At 72.1% G+C, this 17,551-nt stretch carries 13 protein-coding genes; 1 reads left to right on the plus strand and 12 read right to left on the minus strand.

Annotation, left to right across the window (positions count from 1 at the left end; all coding sequences use genetic code 11):
- Positions 1-60 precede the first annotated feature (60 nt).
- The 8 genes from BS80_RS36930 to BS80_RS36965 all read right to left on the minus strand — a co-directional run bounded on the left by BS80_RS36930 (position 61) and on the right by BS80_RS36965 (position 11,144).
- Positions 61-447, minus strand: coding sequence for a hypothetical protein (locus BS80_RS36930; RefSeq protein WP_051967752.1), 387 nt, complete (start codon positions 445-447; stop codon positions 61-63).
- 110 nt (positions 448-557) lie between these two features.
- Positions 558-1,694 carry a glutamate 5-kinase gene (gene proB / locus BS80_RS36935; protein WP_035806170.1) on the minus strand — a complete coding sequence of 379 codons (1,137 nt, stop codon included), beginning with the start codon at positions 1,692-1,694 and terminating at the stop codon, positions 558-560.
- 96 nt (positions 1,695-1,790) lie between these two features.
- The gene (obgE, locus tag BS80_RS36940) at positions 1,791-3,269 is read right to left on the minus strand and encodes a GTPase ObgE (protein ID WP_035806173.1); all 1,479 of its coding nucleotides are present in this window, start codon (positions 3,267-3,269) and stop codon (positions 1,791-1,793) included.
- A 121-nt stretch (positions 3,270-3,390) separates the two neighbouring features.
- Entirely contained in the window at positions 3,391-3,648 is a 258-nt protein-coding gene (rpmA, locus tag BS80_RS36945) for a 50S ribosomal protein L27 (protein WP_035806175.1), read from the minus strand.
- A 16-nt stretch (positions 3,649-3,664) separates the two neighbouring features.
- Positions 3,665-3,979 carry a 50S ribosomal protein L21 gene (gene rplU / locus BS80_RS36950; RefSeq protein WP_035806176.1) on the minus strand — a complete coding sequence of 105 codons (315 nt, stop codon included), beginning with the start codon at positions 3,977-3,979 and terminating at the stop codon, positions 3,665-3,667.
- Between the two features lie 228 nt (positions 3,980-4,207).
- Complete coding sequence (locus BS80_RS36955) at positions 4,208-7,780, minus strand: Rne/Rng family ribonuclease (protein ID WP_035806177.1); 3,573 nt, start codon at positions 7,778-7,780, stop codon at positions 4,208-4,210.
- Positions 7,781-8,204: 424 nt separating this feature from the next.
- Positions 8,205-9,005, minus strand: a complete 801-nt coding sequence (locus BS80_RS36960) for a TIGR03936 family radical SAM-associated protein (protein ID WP_035806178.1) — start codon at positions 9,003-9,005, stop codon at positions 8,205-8,207.
- Between the two features lie 213 nt (positions 9,006-9,218).
- Entirely contained in the window at positions 9,219-11,144 is a 1,926-nt protein-coding gene (locus BS80_RS36965) for a TIGR03960 family B12-binding radical SAM protein (protein ID WP_035806180.1), read from the minus strand.
- A gap of 220 nt (positions 11,145-11,364) precedes the next feature.
- Here BS80_RS36965 and BS80_RS43720 point away from each other — a divergent pair, with 220 nt between their 5' ends.
- Positions 11,365-12,489 carry a M14 family zinc carboxypeptidase gene (locus tag BS80_RS43720; RefSeq protein WP_269676746.1) on the plus strand — a complete coding sequence of 375 codons (1,125 nt, stop codon included), beginning with the start codon at positions 11,365-11,367 and terminating at the stop codon, positions 12,487-12,489.
- On the opposite strand, the gene rodA is transcribed toward BS80_RS43720, so the two are convergent.
- Genes rodA through mreC form a run of 4 tightly spaced genes read right to left on the minus strand, consistent with a single transcriptional unit; the run spans position 12,479 to position 17,497 of the window.
- Complete coding sequence (rodA, locus tag BS80_RS36975; RefSeq protein WP_035806184.1) at positions 12,479-13,681, minus strand: rod shape-determining protein RodA; 1,203 nt, start codon at positions 13,679-13,681, stop codon at positions 12,479-12,481. The two genes, BS80_RS43720 and rodA, sit on opposite strands and share 11 nt — an antisense overlap.
- Positions 13,678-15,882 carry a penicillin-binding protein 2 gene (gene mrdA, locus BS80_RS36980; RefSeq protein WP_035806187.1) on the minus strand — a complete coding sequence of 735 codons (2,205 nt, stop codon included), beginning with the start codon at positions 15,880-15,882 and terminating at the stop codon, positions 13,678-13,680. The genes rodA and mrdA overlap by 4 nt, the downstream gene beginning before the upstream one ends.
- Before the next feature lie 40 nt (positions 15,883-15,922).
- Entirely contained in the window at positions 15,923-16,543 is a 621-nt protein-coding gene (gene mreD / locus BS80_RS36985) for a rod shape-determining protein MreD (RefSeq protein ID WP_035806189.1), read from the minus strand.
- A gap of 3 nt (positions 16,544-16,546) precedes the next feature.
- Entirely contained in the window at positions 16,547-17,497 is a 951-nt protein-coding gene (gene mreC, locus BS80_RS36990; protein ID WP_035806190.1) for a rod shape-determining protein MreC, read from the minus strand.
- Positions 17,498-17,551 lie beyond the last annotated feature (54 nt).

Genomic DNA, 17,551 nt, shown 5'->3' on the forward strand with positions numbered 1-17,551 from the left:
GTAACGAGTCGGCCCGCCGGTGGACGCCGCTGTCTCAACTGCCGGGCGCCCCGGCGGACGTCAGTACGGGTGGACGCCGCCGAGCTGCGGCGGCGGATCCGCGAAGCCCTCGGCCAGCCGCTGGTGGTAGGTCGCCCGGTCCACCACCTCCAGGCCGACGATCTCCCACGGCGGGAGCTTGGCACTCGCCTTGTGCTCACCCCAGAGCCGCAGCGCCATGGCCGCCGCGTCGTGCAGATCGCGGGCCTGCTCCCAGTAACGGATCTCGGCGTGGTCGGCGGCGTAGCGGGCGGTCAGGAAGAACGAGTGGTCGTGCGCGAGCCGTTCCAGGCCGGACCGCAGCTCTCCCAGCGGGGTCACCTCGCCGGCCACGCTGAGCACCACGTGCCAGAGCCGGCCCTGCTCCGCCGGGGGCGGCGACTCGACCGGCCCGGTGGCCGGGCGCAGCTCCCGTACGGTGGCCCCGGCGGTCGCTCCCTCGTGCCTGCGTGCCACCGGCGGCCTCCTGTTCGACGCTGGACTGTCCCGAACCCGGGCGCGCACGGCCTGGCGGGCCGTCAGCCGCGCAACACCACCAGGTCGTCCCGGTGGATGACCTCGCGCTCGTACGCGGCGCCGAACTCCTGGGCCAGTTCCCGCGTCGACCGGCCCAGCAGGCGCGGCAGCTCCCTCGCATCAAAGTTGACCAGCCCACGCGCCACGATGTGGCCGTTTTCGGCAAGAAGGTCCACCGGATCGCCCGCGGCGAAATCTCCGTCGACCCCGGTGACCCCGGCCGGCAGCAGCGACTTGCCGCCCTCCACCACGGCGCTGACCGCCCCGGCGTCCAGGTGCAGCGCGCCGCGCGGGCTGCTGGCGTGGGCCAGCCACAGCAGCCGGTCGGAGCTGCGCGCGCCGGTCCGGGTGAAGAGGGTGCCGGTCTGCCGGCCGGCCAGCGCGTCGGCGGCGTGCCGGGCGGCGGTGAGCACCACGGGGATGCCCGCGCCGGTGGCGATCCGGGCCGCCTCGACCTTGGTCACCATCCCGCCGGTGCCGACGCCGGCCTTGCCCGCGCTGCCGATCTCGATGCCCGCGAGATCCTGCGGGCCGTGCACCTCGGCGATCCGGCTGGTGCCGGGACGGCTGGGGTCGCCGTCGTAGAGGCCGTCCACGTCGGAGAGCAGGATCAGCAGGTCGGCCCGGACCAGGTGGGCCACCAGGGCGGCGAGCCGGTCGTTGTCGCCGAACTTGATCTCGGCGGTGGCCACCGTGTCGTTCTCGTTGACGATCGGCACCGCGCCCATCGCCAGCAGCTGGTCCAGGGTGCGGTAGGCGTTGCGGTAGTGCGCCCGCCGGCTGGCGTCCTCGGCGGTCAGCAGTACCTGGCCGACCCGGCGGCCGTAGCGGGCGAAGGAGGCGGTGTAGCGGGCCACCAGCAGGCCCTGGCCCACGCTGGCCGCGGCCTGCTGCCTGGCCAGGTCGGCCGGCCGGCGGTCCAGGCCCAGCGGGGCCAGGCCGGCCGCGATGGCGCCGGAGGAGACCAGCACGATCTCCGGGGCGTCGGCCCGTCCCAGCGCGGTGGCCAGCGCGTCCACCAGCGCGTCCACCCGGTCCGCGTCCAGGCCGCCGGTGGCCGTGGTGAGCGAGGAGGAGCCGACCTTGACCACGACCCGGCGGGCTGCCAGGACGTCCGGTCGCAGTGTCTGATCGTTCATCAAGAGTCCCTCACGCAGTACGGTCCGCCTCTGCGCGCAATCTACGCGACGAGACGGACCGTTCAGTACCGCATATCACCCGGTGGACCGGGGAGCTCAGTCCTCGTCGTCACTCTCGTCGACGGCGGCCGGGCGGCCGGAGGAGAGCGCCTCGAACGCGCGGAACTCGTCCTCGGCGGCGTCCCGGTTCTTCAGCTTGTCGCGGCGGCGGTCGACGGCCGGACGCGGGGTCTCGAAACGGTGGTCCTCGCCACGGCGGCCGAGCATCTCGGCGCCGGCGGCCATGGTCGGCTCCCAGTCGAAGACGACCGCGTTGTCGTCCGAGCCGATGATGACGGTGTCACCCTCCTGGGCCCCGACCTTCCACAGCTTCTCCTCGACACCGAGCCGGGCCAGCCGGTCGGCGAGGTAGCCGACGGCCTCGTCGTTGGAGAAGTCGGTCTGGCGGACCCAGCGCTCCGGCTTGAGGCCGCGCACGCGGTAGGCGCCGTCCTCCTCGGTGACGGTGAAGCCGGCGTCGTCCACGGCGGTCGGCCGCAGCACGATGCGCGTCGACTCCTCGACCGGCTTGGCGGCGCGGGCGTCGGCGACGATCTGCGCCATCGCGAAGTTCAGCTCGCGCAGACCGGAGCGGGAGGCGGCGGAGATCTCGAAGACCCGGTAGCCGCGCTCCTCCAGCGAGGCGCGGGTCAGGTCGGCGATGTCCTGACCGTCCGGGACGTCCACCTTGTTGAGCGCCACCAGTCGCGGACGGTCGTCCAGACCGCCGTACTGGGCGAGCTCCTCCTCGATGGTCTCCAGGTCGGTGAGCGGGTCACGGCCCGGCTCCAGGGTCGCGCAGTCCAGCACGTGCACCAGCACGGTGCAGCGTTCGACGTGGCGCAGGAACTCCAGGCCCAGCCCGCGGCCCTGGCTGGCGCCGGGGATCAGGCCGGGCACGTCGGCCACGGTGTAGACGATGTCGCCCGCGGTGACCACGCCGAGGTTCGGGATCAGGGTGGTGAACGGGTAGTCCGCGATCTTCGGCTTGGCGGCCGAGATCACCGAGATCAGCGAGGACTTGCCCGCACTCGGGTACCCGACCAGCGCGACGTCGGCGACGGACTTGAGCTCCATCACGATGTCGCGGGCCTCGCCGGGCTCGCCGAGCAGCGCGAACCCGGGGGCCTTGCGGCGGGAGGAGGCGAGTGCGGAGTTGCCGAGGCCGCCACGGCCGCCCGCGGCGGCGATGAAGGTCGTGCCGTGGCCGACCAGGTCGCCGAGCACGTTGCCCTCGCGGTCGAGCACCACGGTGCCGTCCGGGACGTACAGCACGAGGCCCTCGCCGGTGGAGCCGGTGCGGTGGCCGCCGGCGCCGGGCTTGCCGTTCTGCGCCTTGCGCTTGGGCGAGTGGTGGTACTCGAGCAGCGTGGTGATGCTGGTGTCGACCACCAGCGTGACGCTGCCGCCGTCACCGCCGTTGCCGCCGTCCGGGCCGCCGAGCGGCTTGAACTTCTCCCGGTGCACGGAGGCGCAGCCGTGGCCCCCGTTACCCGCGGCGACGTGCAGTTCGACGCGGTCCACGAAGGTGGTCATGACGGGTGCCTCCAAGACAAGGGGAAAGACAAAGGGGTGAAACACAGGAGGGCGGACCGGAACAAACCGGTCCACCCTCCGTGAATCCTACCGAATGCCGCTTGACGCGGCGTCAGGCAGATCAGGCCTCGACGGCCACGATGTTGACGACCTTGCGGCCACGGTGCGTGCCGAACTCGACCGCACCCGCCTGCAGGGCGAACAGGGTGTCGTCGCCGCCACGGCCGACGTTCGCACCCGGGTGGAAGTGGGTGCCACGCTGGCGGACCAGGATCTCGCCGGCGTTGACCTTCTGGCCGCCGAAGCGCTTCACGCCGAGGCGCTGGGCGTTCGAGTCGCGGCCGTTACGGGTAGAGCTTGCGCCCTTCTTATGAGCCATCTCGCTATCCCCTTACTTACTTCGCGGTGTCGATGCTGGTGATGCGGATGGCCGTGTGGCGCTGGCGGTGGCCCTGGCGCCGACGGTAGCCGGTCTTGTTCTTGTAGCGAAGGATGACGATCTTCTCACCCTTGGTGTGGTCGACGACCTCGGCGTGAACCTTGATGCCGGCCAGGACCCACGGGTCAGAGGTGACGGCCTCGCCGTCGACGACCAGGATGGTCGAGAGCTCCACCGAGTCACCCGGCTTGACATCAACGCGGTCAATCTCCAGCACGTCGCCGATGGCGACCTTGTGCTGGCGGCCGCCGGCGCGAACGATCGCGTACATGCGGTACCTGCTTTCTTACTCGATCGGAACTCTCGATGCCAGCCACCTGGGTACGGACACAGGAGGCCTCCCTCGCCTTCCGCCGTGAAGCGGAGCGCGAGAGGTGATCTGCTCGGGAGCGTGGCGTAGACACGCCGGAGGTCAAGAATACGGATCGGCCGCCATCAGGGCAAACCGGGCCGTACGGACCGGGGAGCGGGCGAGGTGCCCGCTCCCCGGCCAACGGGCCTACTCGGCCGCCGAATCACCCTCGGCGGCAGCTGCCTTCTTGGCCGCCGCGCTGGTCCGCTTGGTAGCGGTCTTGCGGGCGGTGGTCTTCTTGGCCGCCGTCGCCGTGGTCTTGGCGGCGGCGGTCTTCTTGGCGGCGGCCTTGCGCGGCGCCCGCTTCTTCGGGGCGGGAGCCTCCTCGGCGTCCTCCACCGGCTCGGCGGGAGCCTCGGCCTCGGCAGGCGCCACCGGCTCGGCGACGGCCGGGGCCGGCTCCTCGACGGGGGCCTCGGCCGGCGGCTGCGCGGCGGCGGCCAGGGCGGCCTCGACCACGGCCTCGGCGCGGGACTGCAGGACCACGATCTCGGCCTCGCCCGGCGAACCGGCCGAAGCGGTGGCCTTGCGGACCGCGCGGCGGCGGGTCCGGCCGGCGGGGGCCGCGACGGGCGCGATCTCGACCAGGCTCGGCTGCTCGGCGGGCACGACCTCGGCCTCGGCCTGAACCTCGACCTCGGGCTCGACCTCGACGACCGGCTCGGCTTCGACGGGCGCCGCGGGGACCTCGATCTCCAGCTGCTCACCGCCGGAGACGAACTCGAACTCCTCGTGCTCGTGCTCGTCCGCCTCGTCCAGCTCGTCCGTCTCGTCCTCGATCAGGTGCGGCTGCGGCTCCTCGCTCGCGGCGCCGCCCTTGCCCCGACGGCGGCGCTTGCCACCGGACGCGCCGGCCTCGCCGGCGGTGCCGACCGGGCCACCGCCGCCACCCAGGGCGGTCGGCTGCTCCATGTGGACGATCACGCCGCGGCCGTTGCAGTGCACGCAGCTCTCGGAGAAGGACTCCAGCAGACCCTGGCCGACCCGCTTGCGGGTCATCTGCACCAGGCCCAGTGAGGTGACCTCGGCCACCTGGTGCTTGGTCCGGTCCCGGCCCAGGCACTCCAGCAGGCGTCGCAGCACCAGATCCCGGTTGGACTCCAGCACCATGTCGATGAAGTCGATCACGATGATGCCGCCGAGGTCGCGCAGCCGCAGCTGGCGGACGATCTCCTCGGCCGCCTCGATGTTGTTGCGGGTGACGGTCTCTTCCAGGTTGCCGCCCTGGCCGACGAACTTGCCGGTGTTGACGTCGACGACGATCATCGCCTCGGTCCGGTCGATCACCAGCGAGCCACCGCTCGGCAGCCAGACCTTGCGGTCCAGCGCCTTCATCAGCTGCTCGTCGATCCGGTAGGTGGCGAAGACGTCGACGTTGGACGTCCACTTCTGCAGCCGGTCCACCAGGTCGGGGGCCACCCCGCCGACGTACTCGTGGATGGTGTTCCACGCGTCGTTGCCGGAGACGATGACCTTGGTGAAGTCCTCATTGAAGATGTCCCGGACGACCCGGACTGTCATGTCCGGCTCTCCGTAGAGGAGGGTCGGCGCGTTGCCGCTGGCGACCTTCTTCTGGATCTCCTCCCACTGCCCCTGCAGACGCTGCACGTCGCGCGTGAGCTCTTCCTCGCTGGCACCCTCGGCCGCGGTGCGCACGATGACGCCCGCGTCGTCCGGGACGATCTTCTTGAGGATCTGCTTGAGGCGGGCCCGCTCGTTCTCGGGCAGCTTGCGGCTGATGCCGGTCATCGAGCCCTCGGGCACGTAGACCAGGTAGCGGCCGGGCAGCGAGATCTGGCTGGTGAGCCGGGCGCCCTTGTGGCCGATCGGGTCCTTGGAGACCTGGACCAGCACGGACTGACCCGACTTCAGCACCGACTCGATGCGGCGCGGGCCGCTGTGGCCGAGCTGACCGAAGTTCACCTCACCGGCGTACAGCACCGCGTTGCGGCCCTTGCCGATGTCGACGAAGGCGGCCTCCATGGACGGCAGCACGTTCTGGACCTTGCCCAGGTAGACGTTGCCGACGTAGCTGGTGGCCTGCTCCTTGTTGACGTAGTGCTCGACCAGGACGCCGTCCTCCAGGACGCCGATCTGGGTGCGCTCGCCGTTCTGACGGACCACCATGACGCGCTCGACCGACTCCCGGCGGGCCAGGAACTCGGCCTCGGTGATGATCGGCACCCGGCGGCGGCCCAGCTCGCGGCCCTCGCGGCGGCGCTGCTTCTTCGCCTCAAGGCGGGTGGAGCCCTTGATGGACTGCACCTCGTCCGGGTCGAACGACGGCTCGGTGGAACGCCGGCGCGGCTCGCGGATCTTCACGACCGTGCGGACGTTCTCCTCGGCCTGGCCGTTGTCGGCCTGCTCGACCGGCTCACCGCTGCGACGACGGCGACGACGACGACGACGCGAGGAGGCCAGGCCACCGGCGAGGTCGTCCTCGTCGTCCTCCTCCTCATCGGCGGAGTCGACGGACTCGGCGGACTGCTCGGCCCGCGAGTCGGCGGGCTCGTCGGCGGAGTGCTCGGTCTCCTGGACCTCCGCCTCGAACTCCTCGGAGTCACCGCGGCGACGACGACGGCCACCCCGGCGACGACGGCGCGAGGACGGCCGACCGTCCTCCTCCCAGTCGGAGTCCTGCTCGGGGCCCTGCGCGGCGGCCTGCACCGGAACCTCGGCAGGCTCGACGGGCGGCGCGACGGGTGCGGCGGGCGCAGCGGGCGCGACCGGCTCGGCCGGGGTCTCCACGGCGGCCTGGCGTGCCGACGCCTGGCGGCCGGTGCGGCCGGCGCCCTTGCTGCGGGTCTGCGGCGTCACCCGGACGGGGGTCCGGCCACCGCGGCGGCGGCGACCCACACCGCTGTACTCGTAGTCCTCCTCGGCCTCCAGCTCCGGCAGGCCGATCGGGCTGCCGCTCGCGGCGGGGGCAGCCTGCGCGGCCGGAGCCGCCGCGGGCGCAGGTGCCGCGGCCGGGGCGGCGGCGGGGGCCACCGGGGCGACGTAGGCGGTCGGCTCCTGGAAGACCGGGGCCTGGAAGATCGCGGTGGACGGGCGCACCGCACGGCGGCGGGCCCGCGGCGCGGACTCCGGGACCACCTCGGGCTCGGGCGCCGCGACGGGGGCCGGCGCCTCGACGACAGCCTCCTCGGGCTCCTCGACGACGGGCTCCTCGACGACCGCGGGGGTCTCGACGGCGGCCGGCGCACCAGCCGGCGACTCGGCACGCTTACGCGCCGTACGACGAGCACGCACCGGCTTCTCCGGCTCGACAACCGGCTCAGCCGCAACCGGCTCCTCGACGACCGCGGGGGTCTCGACGACAGCCGGCGCACCAGCCGGCGACTCGGCACGCTTACGCGCCGTACGACGAGCACGCACCGGCTTCTCCGGCTCGACAACCGGCTCAGCCGCAACCGGCTCCTCGACGACCGCGGGGGTCTCGACGACAGCCGGCGCACCCGCCGGCGACTCGGCACGCTTACGCGCCGTACGACGAGCACGCACCGGCTTCTCCGGCTCGACAACCGGCTCAGCAACAGCCTCTGCGACCGGTGCGGCCTCGGCCGGGATCACGGTCTCGGCGCCGACCTCGGCCGCGCCCTGCGGGGCGCCGGCCGGGCGGGACACCGCACGACGGCGGCGGCGGACCGGAGCGGCGGAGTTCTCGCCGGTCGAATCGCCCGGCTCTCCGGCGTGCTGCGTTTCAGTGTTCTCAGGCATGCGGGTGGATCTCCCGTCAGGCCCCCGGGCTCCACATCCGGGCACGGCGCGCCACCGGTGGCCGGCCGTGGACGCTCTTCGGCGTCCGGGCCGACTCTCCACAGTGTCGCCGCGCGGACGCGAGGCCGCACAGGGGCTCGTAGTCTCACTCGGCTCCCCGCACGGTGCGGGGTGTCGAAAGTCTTCTGGTCTGACCAGTCTTCTCAGATTTTCCCAAGCTGCGCCGCCCCACAACCCCGGGTGGCTCCCTGGGCGGGCCCCACCGGCCCAGAGGGCGGCGGGAATTTCCTGGGGCCCACCAGCCATGGGGCCAGTGGGCCACCGGAGGAATGGCCTGTGCGCGACGACGCTCGCTCCCCTGGGGAGCCGCGGGGGCCAGGAGCACGCAGGACCGGGCGGTTACTCCGGTCCTCGCCTCCGCCCGCTAGGCGGACGCTACGGCCTGCGGCTCGGCGGTCTCGGAAGGGACGGCCTGGGCCGCAGCGCGGTCGAGCGCCAGCGGGTCGGTCACCGTGCCGGTCTCCTCGTCGAGCGGCCCCTGCGCCAGCCTGGTCACCTCAGCGGGGACCGGCGGCGCCAGGTCGGCCGTCGAACGGAGACCGGACAAAACGTCGTCTGGTCGTACGGCGGGTGTGGCGTGTCGTACTACCAGGCGCAGTATCGCACAGCCATCACCGGTACGAACATCGGAGGTGGCCGAGTATTCCCCGACCGGAGCAACGTCGACCTGCGAAGGGACCAGCGTCAGACTCGCCACGGCCCCGCGCGCGTCGAAAACCCGTAGTCCGTTCTTCGTCTGCCGTTCGACCTCGACGCTCTCCGCCGCGAGGAACAGCTCGATCGCGTGCGCGGCCTGCTGCTCGCTCACTCCGGGGAGGCGGACCTCCCAGAGCGAGGCCTCCAGCCGCTCCACGAAGTTCGGCGTGCGCACCTCGACCGCGTCGATGATGTCCAGGCCGTCCGGCAGCGACTCGTCCAGCTGGGCGCGCAGCGCCTCCGGGTCCCGGACGTCGGCCAGGCCGATCTCCAGATACTCGGCCTCGCTGCCCACCCCGGTCGGGGCGGCGTTGGCGTAGGAGACCTTGGGGTGCGGGGTGAATCCGGCCGAGTACGCCATCGGCACAGCGGACCGGCGAAGGGCTCGCTCGAAGGCGCGCTGGAAGTCACGGTGGCTGGTGAAGCGCAGACGGCCCCGCTTGGTGTAGCGCAGCCGGATGCGCTGCACCGTCGGTGCGGGGGGCGGACCGTCGGGCGTGCGGCGTGCCAGAGTCGCTCAGTCCTTCGAGAGAAGCCGGGTCCGGCCGGGGCGGATACTGCGAGCCCGATCCGGACTGTGTCAATACCAAAGGGTACGCGCCCACCCGACCCACTCACGCCGCCCCCGGCAGCACGAACGCCCCCGCCGAGCATTCCGGCGGGGGCGTCACGGTGGATCGGACTACTTGACGACCGTCAGCGGCAGCAGCTTGACGCCGGTCGGGCCGATCTGGATCTGGGTGTCCATCTGGGGGCACACGCCACAGTCGAAGCACGGGGTCCAGCGGCAGTCGTCGACCTCGACCTCCTCCAGGGCGTCCTGCCAGTCCTCCCACAGCCAGTCCTTGTCGAGGCCGCTGTCCAGGTGGTCCCAGGGCAGCACCTCCTCGTAGGCGCGCTCGCGGGTGGTGTACCACTCGACGTCGACGCCGGTGCCGGCGAGGCCCTTCTCGGCGGCCCGCATCCAGCGGTCGTAGCTGAAATGCTCGCGCCAGCCGTCGAAGCGGCCGCCGTCCTCGTAGACCGCGCGGATGATCTTTCCGGTGCGGCGGTCGCCGCGGGAGAGCAGGCCCTCGACGATGCCGGGCTTGCCGTCGTGGTAGCGGAAGCCGATGTTCTTGCCGTACTTGCGGTCGTTGCGGATCGCGTCGCGCAGCTTGCCGAGCCGGGCGTCGGTGGCCTCGGCGGAGAGCTGCGGGGACCACTGGAAGGGGGTGTGCGGCTTGGGGACGAAGCCGCCGATCGACACCGTGCAGCGGATGTCGTTCTGGCCGGTGACCTCGCGGCCCTTCTGGATGACGTTCTTCGCCATCTCGGCGATCTGCAGCACGTCCTCGTCGGTCTCGGTGGGAAGGCCGACCATGAAGTACAGCTTCACCTGGCGCCAGCCGTTGCCGTAGGCGGCGGCGACGGTGCGGATCAGGTCCTCCTCCGACACCATCTTGTTGATCACCTTGCGGATCCGCTCGCTGCCGCCCTCGGGGGCGAAGGTGAGGCCGGAGCGGCGACCGTTGCGGGTCAGCTCGTTCGCCAGGTCGATGTTGAAGGCGTCGACCCGGGTGGAGGGCAGCGAGAGCCCGATCTTGTCGTCGGTGTAGCGGTCGGCCAGGCCCTTGGCGATCTCACCGATCTCGGTGTGGTCGGCCGAGGAGAGCGAGAGCAGGCCGACCTCCTCGAAGCCGGTCGCCTTGAGGCCGCGCTCGACCATCTCGCCGATGCCGGTGATGCTTCGCTCCCGCACGGGGCGCGTGATCATGCCGGCCTGGCAGAAACGGCAGCCGCGGGTGCAGCCGCGGAAGATCTCGACGGACATCCGCTCGTGCACCGTCTCGGCGAGCGGGACCAGTGGCTGCTTGGGGTAGGGCCACTCGTCCAGGTCCATCACGGTGTGCTTGGAGACCCGCCACGGCACGCCGGGCGCGTTCGGCACCACGCGGCCGATCCGGCCGTCCGGCAGGTACTCGACGTCGTAGAACTTCGGGACGTACACCCCGCCGGTCCGGGCCAGCCGCAGCAGCAGTTCGTCGCGGCCGCCCGGGCGGCCCTCGGCCTTCCAGGCCCGGATGATCTCGGTGATGTCCAGCACGGCCTGCTCGCCGTCGCCGACCACCGCGCAGTCGATGAAGTCCGCGATCGGCTCGGGGTTGAACGCGGCGTGACCGCCGGCCAGCACGATCGGGTCGTCGATGGTGCGGTCCGCGGCCTCCAGCGGGATGCCCGCGAGGTCCAGGGCGGTGAGCATGTTGGTGTAGCCGAGCTCGGTGGAGAAGCTCAGCCCGAAGACGTCGAACGCCTTGACCGGGCGGTGCGCGTCCACCGTGAACTGCGGGACCCGGTGCTCGCGCATCAGTGCCTCGAGGTCCGGCCAGACGCTGTAGGTGCGCTCGGCCAGCACACCCTCACGCTCGTTGAGCACCTCGTAGAGGATCATGACGCCCTGGTTCGGCAGGCCGACCTCGTAGGCGTCGGGGTACATCAGGGCCCACCGGACGTCGCAGGCGTCCCAGTCCTTGACGGTCGAGTTGAGCTCGCCGCCGACGTACTGGATCGGCTTCTGGACGTGCGGGAGGAGGGCCTCCAGGCGTGGGAAGACCGATTCAACAGTCATGCAAAAGGACCTTTGCGGAGAAGGGACGTCGCGCGGAACGCGCCCGGGTCGGGGTGCCGGCCGACGAGGAGGGCCGGGTGACCCTCAAGGATAACGCGGTGCGAGAACTCTTCCGGAACGGTCACCGGCCGCCCCCGCGTCCGGCCCGGGCCGTGCGATGCTCGACCCGGGAGGGCCGATGTATCGAACACTCGATCAATCGTGGCTGGCCGCAGAGGACTTGGCCGATCGTGGAGCGGGCACACTGCGCCGGATCGGGGAGTCCGCGCAGGGGCGGCCGCTCTGGCTGCTGTCGCTCGGGCAGGGGGAGCGCGACGTCCTGGTGGTCGCCGGGGCGCATGCCAACGAGCCGGTGGGGGCGGCCACCGCGCTGCGGCTGGCCCGCTGGGCGCTGGGCGGGCGCCGGGCCCGCTGGCACTTCCTGCTCTGCCTCGACCCGGACGGCGCCGCGCTGACCGAGGGCTGGCTGCGCGGGCCGCTCAGCCTGGAGCGGCACTACGCGCACTTCTTCCGCCCGCCCGCGCACCGGCAGCCGGAGTGGGTGCTGAGCGATCCGCCGCCGCCCGAGACGGCCGCCCTGCTGCGGGTGATCGACGAGCTGCGGCCGGCGTTGCAGCTCTCGCTGCACGGGGTCGACCTCGGCGGGAGCTTCCTCCAGCTGACCCGGCCGGTCCCCGGGCTCGCGCGGCCGTTCGAACGGTCCGCCGCGGCCGCCGGGCTGCCGCTGGACGTCGGCTCGGCCGACGCCGCGTACTGGCCGAGCCCGAGCCCCGGGATATACCTGCTGCCCGGCTGCGACGGGCCGGAGCGGTTCGCCGCGCTGCCCGAGGAGGCGGCCCGCTCGACCTGGACGTACGCCGGTCTGACCACGGCGGTGGTCGAGGTCCCGATGTGGGTGGCGGACGGTGTGTCCGACGGCACGCCGCACCCGGATCCGCGGGGCGCCGTGCGGGCCGCGGCCGAGCGGCTGCGCGCGGGGCTGGCGGGGGTCCGGGTGCCCGAGCTGCCCGGCAGCGCGCTGGCGGCCGCGGCGGCGGAGAGCGTGCTGGTCGGTCCGGGGCTGGCCGAGGAGTGGGAGCGCGGCGACTGGGCCCGTACGGTCGCGCAGGTCACCGCGGTGGAGATCGCCGCCGAGCGGATCCCGTTGCGGGTCGCGGCGGCGCTGGCCCGGCTCGACCAGGCAGGCGGCGCCGGCGTGCCCGGCGGCGACGTGGCCGCCCGCTGCGCCCGGCTGCGCAGCAGGTTCGGGGCCCGCTGGGTGCCCGTAGAGCAGCAGGTGGCGCACCAGGCCCGGACGGTCGTGGCGACCGCCCGGGCCGTACTCACAGAGGCGCTCAGGCCTTGAGGTGGCGCTGGGTGCGAACCGACTGCAGCAGCCCGATGGCGATCCAGCCGGCGAACATCGACGAGCCGCCGTAACTGACGAACGGCAGCGGGATGCCCGCGACCGGCATGATGCCGAGCGTCATGCCGATGTTCTCGAAGGACTGGAAGGCGAACCAGGTGATCACACCGGCCGCCACGACCGTGCCGTAGAGGTCACCGGCCTGCCGGGCGATCCGGCAGGCACGCCAGAGGATCACCCCGACCAGCACGATGATCGCCAGTCCGCCGACGAAGCCCAGTTCCTCCCCCGCCACACTGAAGACGAAGTCGGTCTGCTGCTCGGGGACGAACTGCCCTATGGTCTGCGTGCCGTGGAAGAGCCCCTTGCCGGTGAGCCCGCCGGAGCCGATCGCGATCCTGGCCTGCGCGGTGTTGTAGCCGACGCCCGCCGGGTCCAGCGCCGGGTCGGCGAAGGCAGCGAAGCGGTCGATCTGGTACTTGCTCAGCACTCCGAGCTTCCAGATCGCCGCGGCACCCGCGCCGCCGGCCACCATCAGGCCGAAGACCCAGCGGTTCGGCGCGCCCGAGGCCAGCAGGATGCCCAGGATGGTCACGGCCATCACCATGACCGAGCCGAGGTCGGGCATCAACAGCACGATGCAGATCGGCATGCCGGCCAGCACCAGCGCGTGCACCACGCTGCGGTCGGTCGGTATGGCCCGCTCCCCGGTGTCCACCCGGGAGGAGAGCGCCATCGCCATGCCGAGCACGATCGCGAGCTTGGCGAACTCGGCGGGCTGCACCGAGAAGCCGCCGCCGAACTGGATCCAGGAGTGCGCGCCGTTGATGGTCGAGCCGAGCGGACTGAGCACCGCGATCAGCATCAGTATCGCCAGCGCGTAGAGCACCGGCACGGCTGCTCTTATCCGGTGGTGCCCTATGGCCACGACCGCGCCGAAGAGCACCAGGCCGATCACCAGGTTGGTGAGGTGGCGGTAGAGGAAGTACTGCGGGTCCCCGTGGGTGAGCGAGTCGCGTCCCCGGGTGGCCGACCAGACGAGCATCGAGCTGCCCAGCGAGAGCGCCAGCGCGGCCAGCACTATCACCCAGTCCAGCCGCCGCAGCGGCGCGTCCCGGGCCAGCGCCCGGGCCACCGGCCCGCGCTGCGGGGAGAACCGGAGCTGGCGGTACGAGCCGTACGAGGAGGTCATGCCCGGCTCCTTCCGAGGCCGCGGGACGGCTCGACGGCCAGCAGGTCGGTGTAGACCGTGGACGTCAGGGGCGCCGGGGCGGGAGCCGCGTAGCTCGCCTGCTTGAGGACCGCGGTGCCGTCCGGGTTGAAGGTGGGAAGCGCGGTCTGCGGGGCGGGCAGCAGCGCCTTGGTGGCGTCGATGTTGCCCTTGTCGTCCACGCCGTAGAGCGCCTGGTAGATCCGGCGGACCGCGTCACCCGAACCGCCGGAGCCGGTGCCACCCTGGCTGATCGTCATGATGACCGCGTAGTCCTTGCTGTAGGTGGTCAGCCAGGAGGTGGTCTGCTTGCCGTAGACCTCGGCGGTGCCGGTCTTGGCGTGCAGCTGGATCTTGTCCTGCGGCCAGCCCGCACCGGCGAACTTCCAGGCGGCGGTGCCGCTGGTGATGACGCCGGCGGTCGCCTGGTCGATGTACTGCAGGGTCTTCTGGTCGTCGGGGAGCTTGCCGTCGACGTGCGGGGCGATGTTGCGCACCAGCTGGCCGCTGGGGGTGACGACGGCCTTGGCGACGGTCGGGGTGTAGAGCGTGCCGCCGTTGGCGATCGCCGAGTAGATCCGCGCCATCTGGACCGGGGTGACCAGCGTGTCGCCCTGGCCGATCGCGTAGTTGACGGAGTCACCGGCGCGCATCACGGCGCCGTCCACGCAGTTCTCGCGGGCGATCTCGGTGGCGTAGTCGGTGCCGCCGCCGGCCGCCTGCTTGCACCAGGCGTCCTTGTTGGCGTTGAAGAAGTCGGTCTTCCACTGGCGGTCGGGGACCCGGCCGGGCACCTCGCCGGGCAGGTCGATGCCGGTCTTGGCGCCGAGGCCGAACTGGTGGGCCGTCTTGTAGAACCAGTCGGCGGGGTTGGCCTTGGGCTTGATGCCGCCGTCCTTCTGCCACTGGTCGTAGGACAGGCCGTAGAAGACGGTGTCGCAGGAGATCTCCAGCGCCTTCTCCAGCGAGATGTCACCCGCCGACTCGCCCTCGAAGTTCTTGAACTCGCGGCCGCCGATGGTCAGGCTCGACGGGCACGGGTAGTGGCCGTCGAGCGAGTAGCCGGCCTGCACGGCGGCGCTGGTGGAGACCACCTTGAAGGTGGAGCCGGGCGCGGACTGACCCTGGATGGCCCGGTTGAGCAGCGGGTAGTTGGTGTCCTGGCTGGTCAGGTTCTGGTAGTCCTTGGCCGAGATGCCGCCGACCCACAGGTTGGGGTCGTAGGTCGGCGCGCTGGCCATCGCGATGATCTGCCCGGTGTGCACGTCCATCACGACCGCGGCGCCGGAGTCGGCCACGAAGTTGCGGCTGGTCACCGTGTCGTAGGTCTTGCGGGCGTCGGCCATGGCCTGCGCCAGATTGTCCTCGACGTTCTTCTGCACCCGGGCGTCGATGCTGGTCACCACGTTGTTGCCGGGCTGGGCGGGCGTGTCGCCGGCGGTGCCGATCACCCGGCCGAGGTTGTCCACCTCCAGCTGGGTCACTCCGGAGGTGCCGCGCAGATCGCCGTCGTAGACCGATTCCAGGCCGGCCCGGCCGATCTGGTCGGAGGCCAGGTACTTGGCCTTGCCGGACTTGTCCTGGGACTTGCTGACCTCGTCGTCGGTCACCGGCGAGAGGTAGCCGACCAGCTGGGCGGCGTTCGCGCCGTCCGGGCTGGGGTACTGGCGCACGGCCGTGGGCTGGGCGGTGATCCCGGGGAAGTCCTCGCGGCGTTCCATTATCTGCATCGCCTGCTGCGTGGTGGCCTGGCTGGTCACCGGGATCGGCTGGTAGGGCGAGCCGTTCCAGCAGGGCTGCGGGGTCTTGGCGTCGCAGAGCCGGACCTTGTTCTCGACGTCGACCGGGTTCATCCCGAGCACCTGGGCGAGCCGGGTGAGCGCGGCCTTGCCGTGGTCCTTCTGCTGGAGCAGCGAGGTGCGGCTGACCGAGACCACCAGTTGGGTCTGGTTGCCGGCCAGCACCCGGCCGTCCGCGTCCAGGATCTCGCCGCGGACGGCCGGGTCGACCACCTCGCGGATGTGGTTGTTGGACGCCTGCGCGGTGTACTGGCTGCCGTTGCGGATCTGCAGGTACCAGAGCCGGCCGCCGAGGGTGGCGAGCAGCGAGAGCACCAGGATCTGCAACACCACCAGACGGATCGTCACCCGGCGGGTCCGGCCGGTCTCCGGGATGTTGCTCACGTCTGGGACTCCCCGATGCAGAGTGTGGCGCAGTAGGTGGTCAGAGCTTCAGGCCGCGCATCTTGCGGCCGTTGGACGGCCCGGAGGAGACCTCACGGGTGGTCCGGTAGCGGGCGATGGTGCCCAGGCCCGCGCCGGTGATCTCCCCGCCGGCCGCCCCCGGGTCGGCCCGGCGGGCCAGCAGCATCACGGCGGGCACCACGAACGGCGCCAGCAGCAGGTCGTACAGCAGCGCGCTGGCGGCCAGGCCCGGCAGCCCGACGTGCCGGGCGGCGGTGTCGCCGACCAGCGCGCCCACCGCCGCGTACAGCACGGTGGAGACCACCGCCGCGCCGGCGACCACCAGCAGCGGGCCCATGACGGTACGGCGGCGGCCCGAGTCGGCGCGGAACATCCCGGCCGCGTAGCCCATCACGCAGAGCACCAGGGCGTATCGGCCGATCGCGTGGTCGGAGGGCGGCGCCAGGTCGGCCAGCAGCCCGGCGGCGAAGCCGACCAGGCAGCCGGTGGACGGCCCGTACACCAGGGCCAGGCCGACCACCACGAGCAGCAGCAGGTCGGGGGTGGCCCCCGGCAGCTGGAGCCGGCCGAGCACGCTCACCTGGATCACCAGGGCGAGCAGCACGAGCACGGCGGAGAGCAGGAGGCGCTTGACGGCCATGGCTCAGTTCCCCCCTTGCGGGCTGGCGGAGGCGGACGGTGCGGCGGGCGCCGGCGCCACGGGGGCGGCCGGGGCCGGTGCGGCGGCCGGCGTCGGGGCCGGTGGCAGGACGGCGTCCCGCGGGTCGGTCCGCGGCGGTACGACGACCACGCCCACCAGGTCGAGCCGGGTGAACGAGACGAACGGCTCGACCAGCACGGTCTTGGTCAGCTCGCCGGGCGTCGCCTCGACCGTGACGACCTTGCCGACCGGCACGCCCGGGACGAACGGCCGGCCGCTCTGCGAGCCGAAGGTGACCAGCCGGTCCCCCGCCTTGACCTGGGCCTTGCCGTTGAGCAGCTGCACCTTCATCGGCCCGGCGCCCTGGCCGGCCGCGAAGCCGATCTCGCCGCTGCCCTCCATCCGGGTCCCGGCGGTGAAGCCCGGGTCGGTGGCGAGCAACACGGTGGAGGTGGTCGGGGCGACCGTGGTGATCCGGCCGACCAGGCCCTGACCGTTGATCACCGTCATGTCCCGGGCCAGCCCGTCGTCGCTGCCGGCGTCGATGGTGATGGTCCAGGAGAAGGCCTGGGCCGCGCCGATGGCGATCACCTGGGCGGCCTTGACGGTGTAACCGCCGGTGCCGGCCGTCCGCAGCATGTCGTCCAGCTGCTTGGTACGGCCGGTGGCGGTGTCGGAGGAGGCCAGCTTCTGGCGCAGCTCGGTGTTCTCCGCACCGATCTGGTTCAGCCGCTGCTGCTCGGTCCCGGAGTCACGGATCGCCCGGACAGTGCGGGCTATCGGGTCGACGGCCCCGGCCGCACTGCGCTCGACCGGGCCGAAGACCCCGGCCGCGGCCTTCCGGGCGCCGTTGAGCGGCGAGCTCTCCCCGCCCTTGATGTCCACGGTGATCAGCGCGAAGGCGACGGCCACCAGCAGGATGAGAAGCAGTCGACTCTCTCGGGTGTCCCTCACGACGCTGGAGCTGCCCCTTCTGGGAGTGGGTCGGTGGTGTCCCTCTGACGGGTG

The sequence above is a fragment of the Kitasatospora mediocidica KCTC 9733 genome, from assembly GCF_000744225.1.
GTDB lineage: Bacteria > Actinomycetota > Actinomycetes > Streptomycetales > Streptomycetaceae > Kitasatospora > Kitasatospora mediocidica.

Excerpts from the sequence above, each read along its gene's own strand:
- rplU (WP_035806176.1), bottom strand. The coding sequence starts at position 3,979 with ATGTACGCGATCGTTCGCGCCGGCGGCCGCCAGCACAAGGTCGCCATC.
- BS80_RS36955 (WP_035806177.1), bottom strand. The coding sequence starts at position 7,780 with ATGCCTGAGAACACTGAAACGCAGCACGCCGGAGAGCCGGGCGATTCG.
- rpmA (WP_035806175.1), bottom strand. The coding sequence starts at position 3,648 with ATGGCTCATAAGAAGGGCGCAAGCTCTACCCGTAACGGCCGCGACTCG.
- proB (WP_035806170.1), bottom strand. The coding sequence starts at position 1,694 with ATGAACGATCAGACACTGCGACCGGACGTCCTGGCAGCCCGCCGGGTC.
- BS80_RS36965 (WP_035806180.1), bottom strand. The coding sequence starts at position 11,144 with ATGACTGTTGAATCGGTCTTCCCACGCCTGGAGGCCCTCCTCCCGCAC.
- obgE (WP_035806173.1), bottom strand. The coding sequence starts at position 3,269 with ATGACCACCTTCGTGGACCGCGTCGAACTGCACGTCGCCGCGGGTAAC.
- rodA (WP_035806184.1), bottom strand. The coding sequence starts at position 13,681 with ATGACCTCCTCGTACGGCTCGTACCGCCAGCTCCGGTTCTCCCCGCAG.
- mreD (WP_035806189.1), bottom strand. The coding sequence starts at position 16,543 with ATGGCCGTCAAGCGCCTCCTGCTCTCCGCCGTGCTCGTGCTGCTCGCC.